Source organism: Gemmatimonadota bacterium (assembly GCA_040388535.1).
Classification (GTDB): domain Bacteria; phylum Gemmatimonadota; class Gemmatimonadetes; order Gemmatimonadales; family GWC2-71-9; genus Palsa-1233.
Map to the genome: position 1 here is coordinate 1 of JAZKBR010000005.1, position 21,416 is coordinate 21,416.

Annotated in this window: 19 protein-coding genes; 14 read left to right on the forward strand and 5 right to left on the reverse strand. The window is 66.0% G+C overall.

What is annotated here, in order from left to right; translation table 11 throughout:
* The first annotated feature begins 292 nt into the window (after nucleotides 1-292).
* The 6 genes from V4558_12750 (at nucleotide 293) to pgm (ending at nucleotide 7,550) form a co-directional block, all read left to right on the forward strand.
* Nucleotides 293-598 (forward strand): co-chaperone GroES, encoded by a 306-nt coding sequence (locus tag V4558_12750; GenBank protein ID MES2306376.1) that lies wholly within the window; start codon nucleotides 293-295, stop codon nucleotides 596-598.
* Between the two features lie 29 nt (nucleotides 599-627).
* Nucleotides 628-2,265 carry a chaperonin GroEL gene (groL, locus tag V4558_12755; protein ID MES2306377.1) on the forward strand — a complete coding sequence of 546 codons (1,638 nt, stop codon included), beginning with the start codon at nucleotides 628-630 and terminating at the stop codon, nucleotides 2,263-2,265.
* Nucleotides 2,266-2,421: 156 nt separating this feature from the next.
* Nucleotides 2,422-3,831, forward strand: coding sequence for an MATE family efflux transporter (locus V4558_12760; protein MES2306378.1), 1,410 nt, complete (start codon nucleotides 2,422-2,424; stop codon nucleotides 3,829-3,831).
* Between the two features lie 189 nt (nucleotides 3,832-4,020).
* The gene (locus V4558_12765) at nucleotides 4,021-5,217 is read left to right on the forward strand and encodes a DUF2911 domain-containing protein (protein MES2306379.1); all 1,197 of its coding nucleotides are present in this window, start codon (nucleotides 4,021-4,023) and stop codon (nucleotides 5,215-5,217) included.
* Nucleotides 5,218-5,500: 283 nt separating this feature from the next.
* Nucleotides 5,501-5,890, forward strand: a complete 390-nt coding sequence (locus tag V4558_12770) for a hypothetical protein (protein MES2306380.1) — start codon at nucleotides 5,501-5,503, stop codon at nucleotides 5,888-5,890.
* A gap of 16 nt (nucleotides 5,891-5,906) precedes the next feature.
* On the forward strand, nucleotides 5,907-7,550 hold the full coding sequence (pgm, locus tag V4558_12775; GenBank protein MES2306381.1) for a phosphoglucomutase (alpha-D-glucose-1,6-bisphosphate-dependent): 1,644 nt from the start codon (nucleotides 5,907-5,909) through the stop codon (nucleotides 7,548-7,550).
* Nucleotides 7,551-7,582: 32 nt separating this feature from the next.
* Here pgm and V4558_12780 read toward each other — a convergent pair whose 3' ends face one another.
* The 5 genes from V4558_12780 to V4558_12800 all read right to left on the reverse strand — a co-directional run bounded on the left by V4558_12780 (nucleotide 7,583) and on the right by V4558_12800 (nucleotide 11,644).
* Nucleotides 7,583-8,185 carry a hypothetical protein gene (locus tag V4558_12780; protein MES2306382.1) on the reverse strand — a complete coding sequence of 201 codons (603 nt, stop codon included), beginning with the start codon at nucleotides 8,183-8,185 and terminating at the stop codon, nucleotides 7,583-7,585.
* A 102-nt stretch (nucleotides 8,186-8,287) separates the two neighbouring features.
* Complete coding sequence (locus V4558_12785) at nucleotides 8,288-9,091, reverse strand: MBL fold metallo-hydrolase (GenBank protein MES2306383.1); 804 nt, start codon at nucleotides 9,089-9,091, stop codon at nucleotides 8,288-8,290.
* Nucleotides 9,088-10,254 carry a hypothetical protein gene (locus V4558_12790; GenBank protein MES2306384.1) on the reverse strand — a complete coding sequence of 389 codons (1,167 nt, stop codon included), beginning with the start codon at nucleotides 10,252-10,254 and terminating at the stop codon, nucleotides 9,088-9,090. Before V4558_12790 ends, V4558_12785 begins: the two co-directional genes overlap by 4 nt.
* A 1-nt stretch (nucleotide 10,255) precedes the next feature.
* Nucleotides 10,256-11,284, reverse strand: coding sequence for a sugar phosphate nucleotidyltransferase (locus V4558_12795; GenBank protein ID MES2306385.1), 1,029 nt, complete (start codon nucleotides 11,282-11,284; stop codon nucleotides 10,256-10,258).
* Nucleotides 11,285-11,290: 6 nt separating this feature from the next.
* Entirely contained in the window at nucleotides 11,291-11,644 is a 354-nt protein-coding gene (locus V4558_12800) for a roadblock/LC7 domain-containing protein (GenBank protein ID MES2306386.1), read from the reverse strand.
* A 113-nt stretch (nucleotides 11,645-11,757) separates the two neighbouring features.
* Here V4558_12800 and V4558_12805 point away from each other — a divergent pair, with 113 nt between their 5' ends.
* The 8 genes from V4558_12805 to V4558_12840 are packed head-to-tail and all read left to right on the forward strand — an operon-like array spanning nucleotide 11,758 to nucleotide 21,411.
* Complete coding sequence (locus V4558_12805; GenBank protein MES2306387.1) at nucleotides 11,758-12,309, forward strand: hypothetical protein; 552 nt, start codon at nucleotides 11,758-11,760, stop codon at nucleotides 12,307-12,309.
* A 4-nt stretch (nucleotides 12,310-12,313) separates the two neighbouring features.
* Nucleotides 12,314-13,597, forward strand: coding sequence for a serine--tRNA ligase (gene serS / locus V4558_12810; GenBank protein MES2306388.1), 1,284 nt, complete (start codon nucleotides 12,314-12,316; stop codon nucleotides 13,595-13,597).
* Nucleotides 13,598-13,640: 43 nt separating this feature from the next.
* A complete protein-coding gene (locus V4558_12815; GenBank protein MES2306389.1) occupies nucleotides 13,641-14,756 on the forward strand; it encodes a HAMP domain-containing sensor histidine kinase in 1,116 nt (371 codons plus the stop codon).
* Nucleotides 14,753-17,086, forward strand: a complete 2,334-nt coding sequence (locus tag V4558_12820) for a UvrD-helicase domain-containing protein (protein MES2306390.1) — start codon at nucleotides 14,753-14,755, stop codon at nucleotides 17,084-17,086. The genes V4558_12815 and V4558_12820 overlap by 4 nt, the downstream gene beginning before the upstream one ends.
* Nucleotides 17,083-17,382, forward strand: a complete 300-nt coding sequence (gene gatC, locus V4558_12825; GenBank protein ID MES2306391.1) for an Asp-tRNA(Asn)/Glu-tRNA(Gln) amidotransferase subunit GatC — start codon at nucleotides 17,083-17,085, stop codon at nucleotides 17,380-17,382. The genes V4558_12820 and gatC overlap by 4 nt, the downstream gene beginning before the upstream one ends.
* Nucleotides 17,379-18,764 carry an Asp-tRNA(Asn)/Glu-tRNA(Gln) amidotransferase subunit GatA gene (gatA, locus tag V4558_12830; protein ID MES2306392.1) on the forward strand — a complete coding sequence of 462 codons (1,386 nt, stop codon included), beginning with the start codon at nucleotides 17,379-17,381 and terminating at the stop codon, nucleotides 18,762-18,764. Before gatC ends, gatA begins: the two co-directional genes overlap by 4 nt.
* Nucleotides 18,764-20,182 (forward strand): Asp-tRNA(Asn)/Glu-tRNA(Gln) amidotransferase subunit GatB, encoded by a 1,419-nt coding sequence (gene gatB, locus V4558_12835; protein ID MES2306393.1) that lies wholly within the window; start codon nucleotides 18,764-18,766, stop codon nucleotides 20,180-20,182. The genes gatA and gatB overlap by 1 nt, the downstream gene beginning before the upstream one ends.
* Nucleotides 20,179-21,411 carry a cysteine desulfurase-like protein gene (locus V4558_12840; GenBank protein ID MES2306394.1) on the forward strand — a complete coding sequence of 411 codons (1,233 nt, stop codon included), beginning with the start codon at nucleotides 20,179-20,181 and terminating at the stop codon, nucleotides 21,409-21,411. Before gatB ends, V4558_12840 begins: the two co-directional genes overlap by 4 nt.
* Nucleotides 21,412-21,416: the final 5 nt, after the last annotated feature.

Here is a 21,416-nt window from a genome sequence, read left to right on the forward strand (position 1 = left end):
GAGAAGGGAGAAGGGAGAAGGGAGAAGGGAGAAGGGAGAAGGGAGAAGGGAGAAGCCTACCCGGCCGCGGGTTTCTCGCACCGGGGGGCAGTTCTCCCTTCTCCCTTCTCCCTTCGCTCTTCCTCCCTTCTCGGCTCTTGTCTGTCATTCTGGCTTGGCACTCAGGCACGTCGATTGCTAATCGGGGACCCGGAGGTTACTTTCGTGTCCGGTTGGCAGTCCCGCAATCAGACTGCCAAGTTATTGTCCAAGAATCACTTACAGCATCACGCTCACGTTGGAGGTTGGCATCATGGCGGGCGCTAAGACCAAGCAGACCATTACGCCGCTCGAAGATCGTGTCGTCATCAAGCCGTCGGAAGAAGGCGAGACGATGCGGGGCGGGCTCTACATCCCGGATACGGCCAAGGAAAAGCCGACTCAGGGTGAAATCATCGCCGTCGGACCAGGCCGCTTCGAGAAGGGCGCCCGGGTGCCTATCGACGTCAAGGTCGGCGACACGGTGATCTACGGGAAGTACAGCGGCACGCCGTTCACGATCGACGGCAAGGAGGTCATGATCCTGAAGGCCTCTGACGTCCTCGCGAAGCTCGGCTGATCCACACTTACTGAACTGGGGAATTACACATGGCAGCGAAGGAATTGCTCTTCGACGTCGATGCACGCGCAAAGCTCAAGAAGGGCGTCGATGCCCTGGCTGAGGCGGTGAAGGTCACCCTCGGCCCCAAGGGCCGCAATGTCGTGATCGACAAGAAGTTCGGCTCGCCGACCGTCACCAAGGACGGCGTGTCTGTGGCAAAGGAAATCGAGCTGGCCGATCCGATCGAGAACATGGGCGCGCAGATGGTGAAGGAAGTCGCGACCAAGACCTCCGATCTCGCGGGCGACGGCACCACCACGGCCACCGTGCTGGCGCAGGCGATCTTCCGTGAAGGCCTCAAGAACGTCACCGCCGGCTCCAACCCGATGGAACTCAAGCGCGGCATCGACAAGGCTGTTGAAGCCCTCGTCGCCGAGCTGAAGTCGATGTCGGTCCCGACCAGCGGCAAGAAGGACATTGCCCAGGTTGGCACCATCTCGGCGAACAACGATCCCGAGATCGGCAAGCTCATCGCGGAAGCGATGGACAAGGTCGGCAAGGAAGGCGTGATCACGGTCGAAGAGGCGAAGGGCCTGGAGACCACGCTGGAGACGGTCGAAGGGATGCAGTTCGATCGCGGCTATCTCTCGCCGTACTTCGTGACCGATCCGGAAGCGATGGAGTCGTCGCTGGATGCGCCGTACATCCTCATCCACGACAAGAAGATCTCGTCGATGAAGGAACTCCTCCCGGTGCTCGAGAAGGTCGCGCAGAGCGGCAAGCCGTTGCTGATCATCGCCGAGGACGTCGAAGGTGAGGCCCTCGCGACGCTGGTCGTCAACAAGCTCCGCGGTACGCTCAAGGTCTCGGCCGTCAAGGCGCCGGGCTTCGGCGATCGCCGCAAGGAGATGCTCCGCGACATCGCCATCCTCACCGGTGGCCAGGTCATCTCGGAAGAAGTCGGCTTCAAGCTCGAGAACGCCACGCTGGCCGAGCTGGGTCAGGCCAAGCGCGTCGTGATCGACAAGGACAACACCACGGTCATCGACGGCAAGGGGAAGGCTGACGCCATCCAGGGCCGTATCGCCGAGATCCGTGGCGCCATCGACAAGAGCACCTCGGACTACGATCGTGAGAAGCTCCAGGAGCGTCTCGCGAAGCTGGCCGGTGGTGTCGCCGTGATTCACGTCGGCGCCGCGACCGAGACCGAGATGAAGGAGAAGAAGGCCCGCGTCGAAGACGCGCTGCACGCGACCCGTGCGGCCGTCGAAGAAGGAATCGTCCCCGGCGGCGGCGTGGCACTGCTGCGCGCGCAGTCCTGCCTCGACAAGGTCAAGGCGAGCGGCGACGAGAAGATCGGCGTCGAGATCATCCGTCGCGCCATCGAAGAGCCGATTCGCGCGATTGTCGCGAACGCGGGCGTCGAAGGTTCGATCGTGGTCGCGAAGGTGCGTGAGGCCAAGGAGAAGTCCTACGGCTACAACGCGGCGACCGACGAGTACGTCGACATGGTCAAGGCCGGCATCATCGACCCGACCAAGGTCACCCGTACGGCGCTGCAGAATGCAGCCTCGATCGCGGGCCTCCTGCTGACGACCGAGTGCGTCATCGTCGAGCGGAAGGAAGAGAAGGGCGCCCCGGCCGGTGGTGGCGGCGGCGGTGGCGGCATGGGCGGGATGTACTAGTCGGCCACGCCGACTAGTATCCTGAGCGGCCCCGTCAACAGGGCCGCGAAGGAACTGCTCTCAGCAGGATCACGGCCACCCCTCGGGGTGGCCGTCTGCTTTTAGCGCGCCGGCACTTCGCTCAGGATGACAGGCGCAGCTACTTTCCCCGACTCAATGACCGAATCCCCCGCGGCCGCGCCCCTCGGCGTCTGGGCAACCATCCGCGCCGCACTCAGCGGCGTCGAACGCGACTACACCACCGGGCCGGTAGGGCAGGCGGTGATTCTCCTCGCTATCCCGATGGTTCTGGAGATGGCGCTCGAGTCGATCTTTGCCGTCACCGACATCTTCTTCGTCTCACGCCTCGGCGCAGCGTCGGTGGCGACGGTGGGGCTCACCGAGTCGTTACTCGCGATCGTGTATGCGCTCGCGATGGGCCTCGGCATGGGTGTCACGGCCGTGGTGTCGCGCCGCATCGGCGAGAAAGATCCGGAAGGAGCGTCGCACGCCGCCGCGCAGGGGCTGATGATCGGGATCGCGGTGGCGGTCGTGCTCGGCGTGAGTGGTGCGATCTTCGCGCGCGAGTTGCTCACCATGATGGGCGCGTCCCCCGAAGTGCTCGCGGTTGGCACCACCTTCGCGCGCATCATGCTCGGCGGCGAAGTCACCGTGATCCTGCTCTTCCTGCTCAACGCCGGTTTCCGGGGGGCAGGTGATCCGGCGATTGCGATGCGCGTGCTCTGGATCTCCAACGCCATCAATATCGTGCTCTGTCCGATGCTGGTCTTCGGCGTCGGCCCGTTCCCGGCGCTCGGTGTCACCGGCGGTGCCGTCGGCACGACCATCGGTCGCGGTGTCGGGGCACTGCTTGCCTTCCGTGCGATGACTACGCCCGGTGGCCGGCTGCTGCTGAAGTCGCGGCATTTCCATTTCGATCCCAAGGTGCTCGGTACCATGCTGCGGCTCGCATCCTCGGCGACGCTGCAGTTCCTCATCGGCACCGCGAGCTGGATCGGCCTGGTGCGGATCATCGCCGGCTTCGGGAGTGTCGCGCTCGCCGGATACACCATCGCGATCCGGATCGTGATCTTCGCGATCCTGCCGTCGTGGGGGCTCTCGAACGCCGCGGCAACCATCGTGGGGCAGGGGCTCGGTGCCGGCAAACCGGAGCGCTCGGAGGCCGGCGTGTGGACCGCGTGCCGGTACAACCTGGTTTTCCTTGGTGTGCTAGGAGTGCTGTTCGTCGTGTTCGCGCCCCAGCTGGTCTCGATCTTCGGGCACGATGAAGCGGTCACGGCGATTGCCGCGCGCGGGCTGCGCATCATCGCCCTCGGCTTCCCGCTATACGCCTTCGGTATGGTCCTGACCCAGGCGCTCAATGGCGCGGGTGATACCTGGACACCGACCTGGCTCAACTTCGCGATCTTCTGGTGCCTCGAGATCCCGCTGGCGTGGGCACTCGCCCATCCACTCGGGTATGGCGTTGATGGGGCCTTCTGGGCGGTCGCGATCGCCTTCTCGGTGCTGGCCGGTGCGTCGGCGCTGGTCTTCCGGAGAGGAAAGTGGAAGACGCGGGTGGTGTGACTTTGCGAGCCGAGTCGGTCGGAGCGACACAATGAGTGATCGCATCTCGCGCCCGAGCGCGCTACTGCCTTGGTTGACCGGCGCGAGGGTTCTCCTGGCACCGGGGGGATCCCGGTGCCGTCCTGTCAGGGTCTCGTCAACACGCGGCAGTTGGGCACTTGCCGATCCGTTTCCGGCGTATGATCACCTATGCCCATACTTGACGCGCAACGGCCGCTCCGTGCACTCGTCGCGATCGCGCTAATCGCCGCCGCTCCCCTCGCCGCGCAGCGTCACGGCGGCTTCATCGCCCGGCTCGGCGCGGATACCATGCAAGTGGAAGAGTTCACCCGCAACGGGAACACCACCCACGGCACGATCCTGGTGCATGCGCCCAGGTTCCGGCGGGTGCAGTGGTCGATGACGTACGACGACCGCGGCACGCCGCTCCGCTTTCGTGCCGAGTCGTTTGACGCCGACGGCGCGCCCATGCTGGCGAGCTACACCGGCACGATGACCTTCCGCAACGATTCACTGGTGCGCGACGTCTACAACGCCACGTCGGAACTCGTGCAGGTCAGTTCGCCCGCACCGTACGGCGCGGTCCCGTACACCGGAATCCCGTATTTCGGCCTGTCGTACCTGATGTACGAAGATGGCTTCGCTGCCGCGCGACGTCGCATCGCTGCCGGCGTCGATTCGGTGCCGTACCTCTACCAGATCACGCTCTTTCCCGCGCAGCTCAAGCCACAGCGCTCCCGGGCCTGGCTCGTCGCCGCCGACTCGGCGGAACTGGACTATTTCGGCGTGGCGCGCAGCGGCTTCAAGTTCAACGCGGCCGGCGAATTGCTCCGGTCGGACTGGACCAGAACCACCTATCGCTACCTGGTCGAACGGGTCGGCAAGGTGGATCTCGAAACGATTGCCACGGCGTGGATCGCCGCCGAGCGGGCGGGGAAGGGTGTTGGCACCATCTCGCCGCGCGACTCGGTCAAGGCCGTGGTGGGGAGCAGCAATCTCACTTTTGACTACTCGCGCCCCGCCGTGCGCGGCCGCGTCATCTGGGGCGACATCGTTCCGTGGGACAAGGTCTGGCGATTGGGCGCCGACATGGCGACCCACTTCACCACCAGCGCGGACCTGCTGATCGGCGGGACCACAGTGCCAGCGGGACGGTATTCGCTCTGGCTGATTCCGTCGGAGACCGCACCGCTGCTGGTCGTCAGTTCGGCCGTGAATGTCTTCGGCACCAGCTACAACCCTGCCAGGGATTTTGCGCGGATTCCGGTCCGGCGCGCGTCAATCGCTGCGCCGGTCGAGCGATTGACCATCGGCGTGCGCGACGGCGTGCTGGTGATTGCGTGGGACAAGACGGAGTGGGTGGTGCCGGTGGTGGTGAAGCCGTAGGGGGCCTCCCGCAGGCCGTACGCTGCCGCTCCTTGCGAGCGCCGCCAACCCGCTGCGAGCGCCGGGGCTGCTCGGCCTGGTGCTCTGCCCTGCTACCGGTGCGCCGAGGGCCCCTCATCTGGGTGAATGTCTTTGTCGCGATCTGGTATCTGGTCGCCTGGGGGCCACTCGGACTCGACCACTGCCTTTTCCGCTGTCGAGCGAACTGATCCTGCCCCAGTGCGCTGTGCGCGCCGCTATCTTTCTGGCGTCCCCGGCAACACCATCGTCCTGGAGCAATTGCGTGCGCGCTGCTGTCCTCTTGTTTGCCATGCTTGTCGCCGGTACCCCGGTCACCGCCTCGGCCCAGAAGGCCGCACCCGATTACACCGGCACCTGGAAGGTCGACGCCGGCGCCGATGTGAAGAACGGCCCGCGCGAAGTGATCATCCGAGCTGACTCCTCGGCGAGCTGGGGCAAGGAAACCGTGCGCTGGCGCATCAAGGACGACAAGATCGCCATCGCGCTGGGCGGTGAGTGGGAGACGTACAAGGTCAAGCTCAAGCCGAAGGAGCAGACCCTCACACTCTCCGGCGGCGATCTGCAGAAGCCGGTCACCCTCAAGCGCGTCGGTCCGGCCACGCCGCGCCCGGCCAACGTGAAGGTTCCCGGAGACCCCGACACCGCCGGCTGATCCGATGACCACACCGCTGCTGCATCCGCGCGCCGGGCTTCCGGCACCGGCCGATCAGCTGGTGAATGTGCCGCGGCTGGTGACCTCGTATTACACGACCGCCCCCGATCCCGGTGTTCGCACGCAGCGCGTCGCCTTCGGGACCTCGGGGCATCGCGGAACGTCGCTGGTCGCGTCGTTCAACGAACAGCACATCCTCGCGATCACCCAGGCCATCTGCGAACACCGTCGCAGTGCCGGCATCAGCGGCCCGCTCTTCCTCGGCATCGATACCCACGCACTCTCCGAATCAGCAGCGGCGTCAGCACTCGAAGTCCTCGCCGCCAATGGCGTCGAAGTCCGCATCGATTCGCGTTCGGGCTACGTGCCCACCCCCGTGATCTCGCACGCCATCCTCCAGTACAACGCCGGGCGGAAAGGGGGGCTCGCCGATGGCATCGTGATCACGCCGTCGCACAATCCTCCCGAGGATGGCGGCTTCAAGTACAACCCGCCGTCGGGCGGCCCAGCCGACTCGGTCATCACCGGCTGGGTGCAGGACCGCGCGAACCTGTTGCTTGCCGATGGACTCAAGGGTGTTCACCGGGTCTCGCTGAGTCGCGCGATGGCGGCCGAGACGACGGCGCGCCATGATTACCGGGCAGCGTACATCAGCGATCTCGATGCGGTGATCGACTTTGATGCCATTCGCGCGGCCGATGTGAGGCTCGGCGTCGATCCACTGGGTGGTGCCGGCGTCGCTTACTGGGGCGAGATCGCGGAGCGTTTTCGAATCCCGCTCGAGATCGTCAGCACGGAAGTCGATCCCACTTTCCGTTTCATGACACTCGACTGGGACGGCAAGATCCGGATGGACTGTTCCTCGCCGTATGCGATGCAACGGCTGATCGCAATGCAGGATCGCTTCGACGTGGCGTGGGCATCCGACCCGGATCACGACCGCCACGGCATCGTGACCGGTACTTCCGGGCTGCTCAATCCGAATCACTACCTCGCCGCTGCGATTCAGTACCTCTTCACCCATCGTCCGAAGTGGTCAGCCGCCGCCGGGATCGGGAAGACAGTGGTGAGCAGCAGCGTGATCGATCGAGTCGCGGCCGATCTGCAGCGACCTTTGCTCGAAGTCCCGGTGGGCTTCAAGTGGTTCGTCGACGGACTCTGCAACGGGAGTCTGGCATTCGGTGGCGAAGAAAGCGCCGGCGCATCGTTTGTTCGGCGCGACGGCACCGTGTGGACCACCGACAAGGACGGCATCATCCTCGGCCTGCTCGCCGCAGAAATGACTGCGGCCACCGGCCGCGATCCTGGCGAGCTCTATCGCGACATCACCAGTCGACTGGGCGAGTCGGTCTACGCCCGCGTGGACGCTGCGGCGACGCCGGAACAGAAGGTCGCCCTCGGCAAACTCTCAGGCGCCCAGGTAACCGCCCCGTCACTCGCGGGCGATCCGATCACGTCGCGGATCACGAACGCGCCTGGAAACAACGCGGCGATCGGCGGTCTCAAGGTCACGACAGCGAATGGCTGGTTTGCCGCGCGACCATCAGGCACCGAAGACGTCTACAAGCTTTACGCCGAAAGTTTTTCCGGCCCTGATCACCTGCGCCGCATCCAGGACGAAGCGCAGGCGATCATCGGCAAGGCGCTCGGCACGCACTGAGCGCCTTGCCTCCTTCCAGGATGAAGGTCAGATCAAGCGGCGGGGCAGCTCACGCTGGGGTTCCACGGCGCGAAGATGCCATCGGGGTTCGGCGTCCAGAGCCAGACGTGAAGCTCGTAGTGCGCGAACGGCAAGCCGTGGCGCGCTTCTGGTGCGCGGTGATCGTTGAACACCTGCGTGCCGAACATCGGCGGCGAATCGTGCTTCGCGTCCCAGGCATCGGCCAGCACCATGAATTCCACGCCACCCATTTCCATCTTGCCGTGCTTGTCGGGTGTGTACATCACGAACTCGGGCTTATCGTACTCGACCTTGTCGTCGAGCAGTGCCTCGCGGAGGTAGTGGAAACCCATGCCGCCGGTCGGAATTGCGAGGCAGGGCGACGCCAGCACCGCGTTTTCCTTGAGCAGGTTGGCGAGCGGGTGGAACCGTGCGGTCGCCGCGTGGGCCACGTTGATGGCCGATTCGGTCTCGCGGCTGATCTCGGTCGACTTGTCCTGCTTGGTCGCGATGCCGTTGGCGGGGTGGTTGTGCCCGCTGATCATCGATTCGGCGGTGGGGGCGGGGGTCTCGCCGGCACAGGCGGCGATGAGGAGCAGGGCAAACACGGATGCACTTCGGTGCTGGACGATCATGTCGGGCGTTCCTCGCTTCGGGGGATGAGTTCAGGGGACCGGAGGCATTCTCCTCCACGACACCCTGCGTCGTTCCCCGCCGAGACCCGACATACCCCCGAACTACCGAAAGAGCGAACCTTGCACCGGTGACCGGAGTGCAATTGACGTCATCGGCCCGTCTTGTACGGCCAGGTGAAGTTCACCCGTGAATCCCGCCGCCGCGAGACGGGTCGCGACCGCAGCGTGCGCCAGTTCGGCGCTGTTGCAACGCTGGCTCAGATGCGCGAGCACCACCGTCGCGAGTCCCTCGTGGTGCACCTCGGCCAGCAGCTCGGCACAGTCGCTATTGGAGAGGTGGCCGCCCGGCCCTGCGATCCGTTGCTGAACCACCAGGGGATAGCCGCTCGTGCGCAGCATCGTGGCGTCGTGGTTGGCCTCGAGCACGAGGCAATGCCGCTGGCGCAGGAACCAGCGAACCGCCTGCGTGGGGCGACCGAGATCCGTGGCCATCCCGAGCGAGCAGCCGTCGGGCAGCACGACACCAAGCGCGATTGGCTCGGCGGCGTCGTGTGAAGTTGCGCAGGCGCTCACCGTGAACGGCCCGACGTGCGCAGCTCCGCGGGAGCCGAGCGGGAGCCACTCACACGGTTCGCCACCTCGCGAGACGCCCCGCCATGTCCCCATCGACGCCAACAGCGGAATGCCATGCCGGCGCGCGAGCTTGGTGGCGCCGGCTGCGTGATCGCCATGCTCGTGGGTGATGGCAACACCAACGAGCATCGCCGGGTCGAGCCCTGCCACACCCAGCCGCTTGTCGATCTCGCGGAGTGAGAAACCGGCATCGAGCAGCAGCATCGCACCATCGTGCACCAGGGCGAACGCATTGCCCTGGCTCCCCGAACCGAGCACAACGAGAGAGGTCACTCGGTCAGGCGGCGGTGCAGCGCACGGAGGGAGGCTTCGGTCGCCGTATCGACAACAACATCGCGCCGCGGCAGGACGCGCTTCGCAGTCTCGACGAAGGCATCGACGCCGAGTCGCTCATCGTTGTCTCCCCCCCAGGCGAAGGGGGCGGTGTATTTCGGCGCGCGTGGCCCGCCGAAGAGGTTCGCACCGGCGCCCACGACTGCGCCAGTCGGGAGCAAGGTGCCGATCGCCGTCTTCGCGTGGTCGCCGATCAGGGAACCAAGATTGGTTCGGCCGGTGTCAATCCGCGTCGCGCCGATGTCGAGGCGCACTGGACCGTAGGTGTTCTTGAGGTTCGAGTTGATTGTACCCGCACCCAGGTTCACCCACTCGCCAATAATCGAATGCCCGATGAAGCCTTCGTGGCTCTTGTTGGCGTAGCCCGTGAAGGCGGTCGTGCTGACCTCGCCGTGCAGTCGGCAATGCACGCCTGCACAGATGTGACGGAACTGTCCACCGACCAGCCAGGTCCCCTTGCGGATCCGGGCGGGGCCTTCGATGCGCGTGCCGCTGCGGACCTGCACATCCTGCTCGAGCACGATGCCGCCCTTGCGCACGTCGAGTACCACGCCCGGCTCCAGCGTCGCGCCCTTGATGCTCACTGCGCCAGGATTTCCGAGCACGATCGTCCCTTCGGGAATCGGATCGCCGCTTTCGTCGATGAGTGAGAGCGTATCAGCAAAGAGGAACTGCTCCAGCGCCGTGACGAGGTCGAACGCGCCGCGCAGCGTGCGACCCTCAACTACCAGCCCGTCGCCGGCAGTGAATGGGCCGGTCCACGCCTGACCAGCATCGAGCCGCCAGCCGACCGTGCGACCTTCGTGCAGCAGTCGACGAGTCCCTCCCACTGCGCGCATCGGCAGCTTCGGCGCGAAGGTCGCATCGACGACCCAAGCTGGGCCGACAATTGCCGACGCGTTCACAACCGGCAGTGACCCCGTCGCGTGATGGCCGCTCACGTGCGCCGCCACGGTCCCCTTGGCCGGGGCACCGAGGGCGCGAGACCATCGTTCGTGCATGCGCCACGCGCCGACCGGCAGGGAAGCGAGCGTTGTCGCGCCAGCAAAGGGTGCCCACGCGGCACCAGGAGCATCGGGTTCGAGCAGGTACAACGCCGTCATGTTACTCCAGCTCCCGCACGTCGGCGGGAAGGGTATCGAGAATCTTCTTGAGGTCGACAGCGCGCGACCGTTCGAGCACCAGGGTCCGCGCGTTGGCGTGCACGACCACCAGGTCGCGAACGCCACTCAGCACCATCGGCGGACCATCATTCCAGACGATGCAATCACTGCAATCCACGAGCGTCACTGGCCCGTGCACCACGTTGCCGCGACGATCGCGCGGTCGCACCCGGGCCAGTGCTTCCCAGGTCCCGATATCATCCCAGGCGAAATCACCCGACACGACGGCGACCGTCCCGCTGCGCTCGAAGACACCGACATCGATCGACACTTCCCGCACGTCGCGAAAGAAGCCGGCAACATCCCCACTCTCGAGCAGCGGCAGCCATGGCGCGATCTCATCCGTGTGCGTCATCACTTCGCGCCGAAGATCACTGGCCCGCCAGGCGAAGAGACCACTGTTCCAGAGTGCCCCTTCGGCCATGAGGTCGAGGGCGAGCGCCGCGCCAGGCTTCTCGATGAATTTCTCGACCCGGCGGGACGCGCTGTCGAGCCGCTCGCCGGGCACGATGTACCCGAACCCGGTTTCGGGGCGCGACGGCACCATGCCGACTGTCACCAGCACTTCATGGCGGGCCGCCGTGGCAAGCGCTGTGGCCGCCGTGGCGACGAACGCAGTCGGGTCATTGACCGACCAGTCGGCGTGCATTGAGACCACTGAAGCGTCCGGGTCGCGTCGAGATGCCTCGAGAGTGGCCCAGACCAGCGCCGGAGCAGTGGACGCGGCCCGAGGCTCGATCAGGAAATTCTCCCGGGGAACCGGCAGGCGGTCGGCGAGCCGGCCGGCGAGCGATTTGCCCGTCACCACCAGTATTCGCTCGGGCGGGATAAAGCCGGTCAGCCGGTCGACGGCTTCTTCGGCGCTCGAACGAGGTCCTGCCAGGGGCAGCAGCTGCTTCGGATGCGCCGGCGAGGAGAGCGGCCAGAATCTGGTTCCGGAGCCTCCGGCGAGAAGGACAGCCCAGTACATCTGGTGCTACACGAGGGCGACCAACGCCGGCGCGTGCTGGCGTAGGTCGTGGAGGAGCTGGCCCAGATCGCCATTCGGTGCTGCGAGCACGAGCAGGGAGGAGCCCGTCGGGAGACGTTCCAGAATGAGGATGCCACCCGGAGATTCAACGACCGTCTGCCGGGGAATGCCGTGGCCGGTCGCACCTCCCAGGGTCTGGAGCGTACGCTGGGCGGTCGCGGCCAGCGCCGCGATCGCCTCGGGATCCAGGGCGGCCGGCAGGGCCGACTCGACCACCAGGCCCTCGTCGCTGATCACCGCGGCACCGAGCACGTCCGGGCGGTCGGCAAAGGCGGCGAGGACAGTGCGGAGGGGGTGCATCGCGGGGCGCTCCCGGGCAGGTGAGTGAAGCGCGAAGCTAGGTCCCTCACAACGCGGAAGTCAAGCAATGATGGTGGGTTGCCGCGCCTCTCCAAGCGGTCTAACCTTCTCCCATGAAGCGCATCAGCTACCTGCTCGTCGCCGTCGGCATCGCCGCCGCTGCCTGCTCGAATACCGACCTCGAGCCGGCCCAGATCGACAACATCGTCGACACCATCACCCTTGGGGCGCTGGTCGGCACGCCGATATCGACTCCGTCGGCGTTTTCGATTCCCGATGCGCGCGCGGTCCGTACCGACCAGACCGCCTCGTTCGATTTTGCATATAACATCGATGCGGCCGGGCGACGTGTCCTGCTGCCGCTCGATGCACTCGGACTCGGCGCCGTCAACGGTGCCAACCCGGGCCTGCTCCGAAGCACGTCGACCTTCGCCGCGCTAGCCTCGCCCCCGACCAACGGCTACCTCACCAAGGACACGATCGTGGTGGCCGTCGGTGATGTCATCGTCGCGCGTTCACGGATCGCCTGTTACCTCGGCGTGCCGGAGTACGCCAAGGTGGAAGTCCTCTCGTTTGATGATGCCAAGCGTACCGTGCTGCTTCAGGTTCTGGCGAATGTGAACTGCGGCTACCGCAACCTCGAAATCGGCATCCCGACCAGCTGATCCGATGATCGACATTCGACGCCTCCGGCAGGACCCCGCCACCGCGCGGGCGGCACTCGCGCGCCGCGGCGATCCCGACGCGCTCGAGCAATTCGATCGCGCCATTCAGCTGGATCTCCGCCGGCGCGAGTTGCTCGGAACGGTCGAGGCGCTCCAGGCCGAGCGTAATCAGGCCAACGAAGCGGTGGCGCGGAAGAAGCAGGCGAAGGAACCGGCTGATGAATTGCTTGCCGCACTGAAGAGCTCCGGCGAACGCGTGCGGGCACTCGAAACCGATCTTCGCGACATCGAGGCGTTGCTCGAGAGTCACCTGCTCAATGTGCCGAACCTGCCGCTCGAGAGCGTACCGACCGGCGGCGTCGCGGCCAACGTCGTAGTGCGGTCCTGGGGCACTCCGCGCGAGTTCGATTTCACGCCGCGGCCGCACTGGGAACTGGGGCAGTCGCTCGGGCTCTTCGATTTGCCGCGCGGCGCCAAGCTCACGGGCTCCGGGTTCCCGCTCTTCACCGGGATGGGCGCCCGTCTGGTGCGCGCGCTGGCGAACTTCATGCTTGACCTGCACACCACCGAGCATGGCTATACGGAGATCCAGCCGCCGTATCTCGTGAACCGGGCGTCGCTCATCGGCACGAGCCAGCTACCGAAGTTCGAGGACGATCTTTATCGCACCCACGCCGACGATCTTTTCCTGATCCCGACGGCCGAAGTCCCGCTCACGAACATCCATCGCGACGAGATTCTTGAGAACGCCGCGCTCCCGATCTGCTACGTGGCCTATACCCCGTGCTTCCGGCGTGAAGCCGGCGCCCATGGCAAGGACACTCGCGGCCTCATCCGAGTGCATCAATTCGACAAGGTCGAGCTGGTGCGGATTGTTCGCGCCGATAGCAGTGAGGCCGAGCACCGGCTGCTGACCTCGCACTCGGAAGCCGTGCTGCAGCGCCTCGAGATTCCCTATCGCGTCCTCGCACTCGCCTCCGGCGACACCGGGTTCGGCAGTGCGTGCACGCTTGACCTCGAGGCCTGGGCCGCCGGCGTCGGAACCTGGCTCGAAGTCTCGAGTGCCAGCACCTTCAGCGATTTCCAGGCACGACGCGCGAACATCCGCTATCGCCCGGCCGCCGGTGCCAAGCCCGAGTTCGCACACACGCTCAACGCGTCCGGTGTTGCGTTTCCACGCACGATCATTGCCCTGCTGGAGAATGGCCAGGAGGCCGACGGCAGCGTTCGCCTTCCCGCCGCGCTGGTCCCCTATGTCGGGACCGACCGCCTCGTCCCGCGGTCGTAAGGAGCGGCTCCGACGCCTCGCACCTGGGGCGGCGGTTCTGCTCGTGGCACTGCTCGCCGGCCTCACGACCGGTTCGAGCCTCATCATTGCACGTCACTTCCGGGCAGAAGCGCTCTCGGCGTCGCGACTCTACTCTGTCGTCACGCAAGGGCTGACCGATCCGGCAGCCGATGGCGCCACGACCGCGCTCCTCGAGCTTGGCAAGGAAGTGCGCGAACTCGGGATCCCGATCGTACTCACCGATTCTTCAGGCCGAGTCACCGCGGTCGCCAACGCCCCATTCGACACCACCGGTGCCGAAGCCAGGTTGCGCGAGTTCGCCCATGAACTCGATCGCGTCAACCCACCGATCACGCTCAAGCAGGGACTCGGTGTCCTGCATTTCGGTCCGCTCCCGAACACGAGGCTCCTCTTTGGCCTCGGCCTCCTCCAGGGACTTACCCTGATCGTGATGGTCGCCGTCGGTGTGACGGCGTATCGCAATGCGATTACCGCACAACGTGACCGACTCTGGGTGGCGATGGCGCGCGAGGCAGCGCACCAGATGGGTACACCTCTCACCTCGCTGCAGGGCTGGATCGAACAGCTGCGTTCTGCCGGGGTACCTCCGGCCAAGGTGGCCGAGTATCTCGATGCCGACGCCGATCGGCTGCAGCGTGTCGCGCAGCGCTTCGAGCGGATCGGCAATCCGGCGCGCCGCGATCCCGTTGGGCTCGGAGCATTGGGAGAACGCGTCGCGGGTTATTATCGACCGCGTGTCCCCAGGCACACCAATACCATTGCGATCACCGTGCAGGCACCGAGCGCCGGACCGGTCATCCTCGGCGATGCAGTCCTGCTCGAATGGGCGCTCGAAGCCATGGTCAAGAATGCCATCGATGCGCTGCAAGGCCGGGGCGGCACGATTACGATTGCGGCCACGGCAGAAGGGTCCGATGCGGTGCTCCGGGTCGTCGATGACGGCCCTGGCGTCCCACGCGAACTGCGCCGGACGATTTTCGAGCCAGGGATCACGACCAAGCGCGGCGGCTGGGGCATTGGCCTCGCGCTCGCGCGACGGGTGATCGAGGACGCCCATCAGGGCGTCCTGGCGCTCGAGCCAACTGAACACGGGACCACTTTCCAGATGCGCTTTCCGCTCGCTTCTTCTGTCGCGTGACCACACCTCGTGATCTGCTCCAGGGATTGAACCCGGCCCAGCGCGACGCCGCTGAGCACGTGCACGGCCCGATCCTCGTGCTGGCTGGCGCCGGCTCCGGCAAGACGCGGGTGCTCACCGCGCGGATCGCGCACCTTATCGATGCCCACGGTGTCCCGCCCGAGCGGATCTTCGCCGTGACCTTCACCAACAAGGCCGCCGGCGAGATGAAGGAGCGGATTGGTCGCTTGCTGGAGCGCGATCCCTCGGGGCTGTGGATCGGTACCTTTCACTCGCTCTCGGCCCGTCTGCTGCGGCGCGAGGCCGAGCATCTCGGCTTCACGCGCGCCTTCACGATCTACGACCAGGACGATCAGCTCTCGCTGATCCGCCGCCTGATGGATGAACGCAACCATCCGGTGAAGCTCTACCCGCCCAAGCTGGTGCAGAACCTGATTTCGTCCGCCAAGAACCGGATGCAGACCGCTGACGACCTCGGCCGCTCCGCTCCGCACGATCCGGCGGTGCGGGTCGCGGCCGATGTCTATGCCGCGATGCAGCAGGCGCTGCACACCGCGAATGCGATGGACTTCGATGACCTGATGTTGCATCCACTGGCACTCTTCCGGAAACATCCGGAAGTGCTGGAGCGGTGGCGCCGCCGCTTCGATTTTCTGCTCGTGGACGAGTTCCAGGATACCAATCGCGCCCAGTACGAGCTGATCAAGTTGCTGGCGGGTGGACACACGAACGTCTTCGGTGTCGGCGATGACGATCAGTCGGTCTACGGCTGGCGCGGCGCCGATATCCGGAACATGAAGGATCTGCAGACCGATTTCGGCGAAGCGCGCCTGGTGAAGCTGGAGGAGAACTACCGCTCCACCAAGCCGATTCTCGATGCGGCGAATGCAGTGATCGCGCGCAACCCGGGGCGCTTGGGCAAGACCCTTCGCACCAGGCGGCCAGGCGGTGCCTCGCTGATCGTGCTGGCGGCGGCCGATGAGCGCGATGAGGCCGAATGGATTGCCAGGGAGCTGCAGGCGCGGAGTCGCGACGGACTCGCCTGGACGGAAGCCGCGATTCTCTATCGTACCAACGCCCAATCGCGGGCGCTCGAAGATGCCATGCGACGCGCGGGTGTGCCCTACCGGCTGGTAGGCTCGATATCGTTCTATGATCGCCGAGAGGTCAAGGATCTGCTCGCGTACATCCGGCTCGTCGCCAATCCCGCCGATGATGAAGCGTTCCTGCGCGCGATCGGGGTGCCACGGCGTGGACTGGGCGATGCCTCCATCGCATTGCTCGCCGAGCAGGCGCGGCAGTGGCAGCGTTCGTTGCTCGAAACAGCGGAGCGGGCGGAGGCCGTCACGACCTTGCGCCCGAACCTCCGGACGGCGTTCAAGACCTTCGCCGACCTGATCACCACCTTGCGCACTCGCTTCGGCGAGGCCGTGCCCGTGGTGGTGATGGAAGAAGTGATTCGCGCGATCGATTACGAAAACGTCCTCCTCGCCGAAGGGTTCGAAGGGACGGAACGCTGGGACAATGTCCGTGAAATGGTCGCAGCAGCGGCCGAATGGTCCGAGGTCATCCTCGACGTCGAAGAGCCCGGGACTCCGCTGCAGCGCTTCCTCGCCGAGGCAACGCTCCTTTCGGCGGTCGATACCAGCGCTGGGCGCGAAGATGGCGTGACCATGATGACGCTGCACACCGCGAAGGGGCTCGAATGGCCGCTGGTGGTGATGTCGGGAATGGAGGACGGCCTCTTCCCCATGTCCCGAGCAATGGAATCACCCGAAGGGCTCGAGGAGGAGCGACGGCTCTGCTACGTGGGGATTACCCGGGCCCGCGATACCCTTATTCTCTCGTGGGCACGATCGCGTCGGCGGGGCGGCGAACTGCGTCCGGGAATGCCCTCGCGCTTCCTGCGGGAGTTGCCGCCCGAACTGGTCGATGAGCGCCGGACCTCCTTCGCGGTCGGCAGCTCGATGGGTGGTGGCTGGAGCGGCAGCGGGCAGTACGGTGGCACGCGCGGCGGTTCCAGCAACTGGGGGAGCAGCAAGAGCCGGGCAGCGGCGCCGCCACCGCCGATCGCGACGCCGCGCGCTGGCTGGGACGACTTCTCTCAGGTGAGCGTCGAGAAGGAACCGCCGAGCGAAAGCCAGGACGCGCCACGGTTCGTCAAGGGCGAGCGCGTGCGACATCGCCGCTTCGGGTCTGGCGCCATTCTCGGCCTGAGCGGCAACGGCAAGGACACCAAGGTCTCCGTCGCATTCGACGACCCGGAGATCGGAACCAAGCAGCTGCTGGTGGCCTTCGCGGGCCTCGAGCGCGACTGGGAGAGTGCATGATCATCGGAGCGGATGAAGTCCGGCACGTGGCGAAGCTGGCCGAACTGGCGGTCGCGGAGGCGGATGTGGCGACCCTCGCGACGCAGCTCGAGGGGATCGTCGCGTTCGTGGCACAGCTGAATGAAGTGGAGCTGCCGGAGGGTACCGGCGTGACGGCGGTTGGCCCAGATCAGGTGCTGCTACGCGAGGACCGAGTCGATCCGATCCCGATGTCGCGCACCGCCGCGCAGCTCGCTCCCGAATTCCGCGAAGGCTTCTTCGTCGTGCCGAAGCTCGGCGGGCTGGCCGAAGGATGAGCGCCGCCGATCTTGCCCGCGAAACAGGGCAGCGCTTCGCCGAGGCCGACGCCCGCGGGCTCAATGCGACGCTGCACTGGTCGCAAGAACTGCTCGATCGCGATGCCGCACTGCTCGATGCCGCGCCTGCGGGGCCACTGAGCGGCATCGCCGTGGCACTCAAGGACAACATCGTCACCCCGGATCAGCCGACGACCTGCGCCTCGAAGATTCTCGAGGGTTACCTCTCGCCGTACGAGGCCACGGTGGCATCGCGCCTGCGCGCGGCCGGTGCACTCATCGCGGGGAAGGCGAACCTCGATGAATTCGCGATGGGCTCCTCGACCGAGAACTCTGCCTACGGCCGGGTCAAGAACCCGATCGATCTCGACCGGGTGCCCGGCGGATCGAGTGGCGGCTCGGCGGCGCTGGTCGCTGCGGGCGTGACGGCTGCCGCACTCGGTTCCGAAACCGGCGGGTCGGTCCGTCAGCCGGCGGCCTTCTGCGGCGTGGTCGGGCTCAAGCCCAGCTACGGCCGTGTCTCCCGGTTCGGCCTCGTCGCCTTCGGCTCCTCGCTCGATTGCGTCTCCGTCTTCGGGCGAAACGTGGCCGACGCTGGCAAGACGCTCTGCGCGATCTCTGGTCACGACCCGCGCGATGCGACGACTCGCCAGGTCGCACCGCTCGTGCTCCCCGAGGGTCGCACCGATTTGCGAGGCATGGTGATCGGGCTGCCGAAGGAATATTTCCCGGCGGATCTCCACCCAGGAGTGCGAGCCGCCTGCGATGCGACGATCGCGCTCCTGCGCGAACTCGGCGCCGAGGTGCGTGAAGTGTCGCTTCCGCATACGCGATATGCCGTGCCGACCTACTACATCGTGAACCCGGCCGAGGCGGCAGCCAACCTCGCGCGTTTCGATGGTGTGCGCTACGGCCCACGCAAGATCGGCCCTGAAGGCGACCTGCGTGCGCTCTACCGGGCAACCCGGGGCGAGGGGTTCGGTCCCGAGGTGCGCCGCCGCATCCTGATCGGCACTTTCGTACTGAGTGCCGGTTATGCCGGACAGTATTACAGCCGTGCTCAGGGTGTCCGGCGCCTGATCTCGGATGACTTCACTCGCGTGTTCGATGGCGGGGTGGATCTGCTCTTTACCCCGACCACGCCGACGCCGGCCTTCAAGGCCGGCGAAAAGACCGCCGATCCGGTCGAGATGTATCTCGCGGACATCTTCGTGGCTCCGGCGAGCCTCGCCGGGCTGCCGGCGATGTCGGTCCCCATCGGCCGCGACGGCGGGCTGCCGATTGGCGGTCAACTGATTGCGGCCGACTTCGATGAGTCGACGATGCTCGCGGCCGCGGGTGTGCTCGAGGCGTCGCTCGACCCAATGGCAGAGGTGCGCTGATGACCTGGGAGACTGTCATCGGACTTGAGGTGCACGTGCAGCTCAAGACCCGCAGCAAGATGTTTTGCGGCTGCTCGACTACATACGGCGACGCGCCGAACACCAACGTCTGCCCAGTCTGCCTGGGGCTGCCCGGGGCGCTGCCGGTTCCGAACGCCGAAGCGATCCGGCTCGGTGTCCGCGGTGCACTTGCCATCGGCTGCGAAATTCATCACACCAGCATCTTCGCGCGCAAGAATTACTTCTACCCCGATCTTCCCAAGGGCTATCAGATCTCCCAGTTCGACAAGCCGCTGGCGACCGAGGGTGTTGTCGCGATCGACTCGCCCGAGCGCGGGGCGATCAGCGTCAGCATCACCCGGCTGCACCTCGAGGAGGACGCCGGCAAGTCGCTGCACGACCGGATTCCGGGGATGACCGCGATCGACCTGAACCGTGCCGGCACGCCGCTCGCCGAGATCGTGAGCGGACCCGACATGTGCTCGCCGGGCGAAGCGCGCGTGTACCTCACGACGCTCCGCCAGCTGCTCATCTATGCCGGCGTGAGCGAATGCTCGATGGAGCAGGGGTCGCTTCGCGTTGATGCCAACCTCTCGGTACGCCGCCCTGGCGATCCGCTGGGCACCAAGACCGAAGTGAAGAACATGAACTCGTTCGCGAACGTCGAGCGTGCGCTCGAGTCCGAACGGTTGCGCCAGATCGCGCTGATCGAATCCGGCGGCAAAGTCACCCAGGTCACCCTGACGTTCAACGCGGCCACGGGCGAGGTCAAGCCACTTCGCACCAAGGAAGACTCGCACGACTACCGCTATTTCCCCGATCCCGACCTGCCGCCACTCGTTCTCGACGCGGCGTGGGTCGAGGCGCAGAGCACATCGCTGCCGGAACTTCCCGCCGCGCGCCGTACGCGTTACGAGACGGCACTCGCGCTGCCGACCTACGATGCCCGCGTGCTGACCCAGGAACCGGTCATCGCCGATTACTTCGAAGCGGTGATCGCTGCGGGCGTCGAACCGAAGACCGCTGCCAACTGGGTCCTCGGTGAAGTGATGACGGGGTTCAACGAGCGCGGGGAATTCGCGGTGCCTCCCGACCGGCTTGCCGCACTCGCGGCGCTCGTGGCCGATGGCACGCTCTCGCTCTCGGCCGCAAAGAAGATTTTTCCGGAGCTTGCTGCGAGCGCTGAGGCCCCTGCGGAGATCGCCCAGCGCCTCGGGCTGGTGCAGGTGCGTGACGAGGGTGCCCTCGCGGGCTGGGTCGACGAGGTCATTGCCTTGTTCCCGGACGAAGTCGCGCGCTTTCGCGGTGGCGAAGCGAAGCTCGTCGGTTTCTTCGTCGGACAAATCATGAAGAAGAGCCAGGGGAAGGCCGATCCCAAGGGGATCCAACCCATTCTGATGGGGAGACTCAACGGATGAGCGAGGTTCAGTCGGTCAGCGCGATTCGCGCGGAATTCGCGGCACTCGAGCGCCGCCATCTCGGGACGCCAGTGGCCTATTTCGATGGCCCCGGCGGCACCCAGGTCCCGCGAGCCGTGGTCCAGGCCATCACCGACTACCTCACCAACCACAACGCCAACACTCACTGGCTCTATCCGTCGAGTATCGAGACCGACGCGCTCCTCTCCGCGGCACGCGAGACCTACGCGGCGTTCTTCAACGGTGCCGCCAGCGAAGTCGTCTTCGGCAACAACATGACGACCCTCACCTTCCATATGGCGCGCGCACTTGGCCGTGGCTGGCAGGCCGGCGATGAAGTGGTGGTAACGGAGCTCGACCACCACGCCAACCTGGCACCGTGGCAGGCGCTTGCGAGGGAGCGGGGCATTGTGCTCCGCATGTTGCCACTCGACCTCGAGACCTTCCGCCTTCGGCTCGACCTGCTTCCGGGGCTCATCAACTCCCGCACGAAGCTCGTCGCCATCGGCGCGGCCTCGAATGCGCTCGGCACCATCACCGACGTGGCCGAGGCCGCGCGGATCGCGCACGCGGCCGGTGCCCTCGTCTACGTCGATGGCGTGCACTACTCCCCCCACGTGCTTCCGGATGTGCAGGCGCTCGGCTGTGACTTCTTTGTCTGCTCGTCGTACAAGTTTTTCGGACCACACGCCGGTATCCTCTGGGGCCGCCGGGAGCTGCTCGAGTCGCTCGACGCGCCCAAGCTCGAACCGGCGCCTGACACGGCGCCTGAACGGTTCGAGACCGGGACGCAGAACCACGAAGGCATCGTCGGCGCAGCTGCTGCGGTGCAATGGCTCGCCTCGCTGGCTGGGAACGTGGGTGCGCTGCGGCCCCGGCTGGAACGAACCTATCAGGTCCTCCACGAGCGGGAGGCGGAATTGTTCCAGCGGCTCTGGGATGGGCTCGGCGGGGTGCCCGGCCTCGTTCGCTATGGCCCGCCGCCGGGGATACCCCGGACGGCGACCATCGCGTTCACGCTCAAGGACATCCCGAGCGCAGATGTCGCCGCGCAACTCGTCGATGATGCCTGCTTCGTTTCCAACGGCGACTTCTACGCCACCACGGTTGCGCGCCGACTCAAGCTTGAATCAGCAGGGCTGGTGCGGATCGGTGCCGCGTGCTACACCACCGCCGACGAAATTGACCGAGTTGTGTCAGGCGTCGCGCGCATTGGAGCGCATCACTAGCCAGG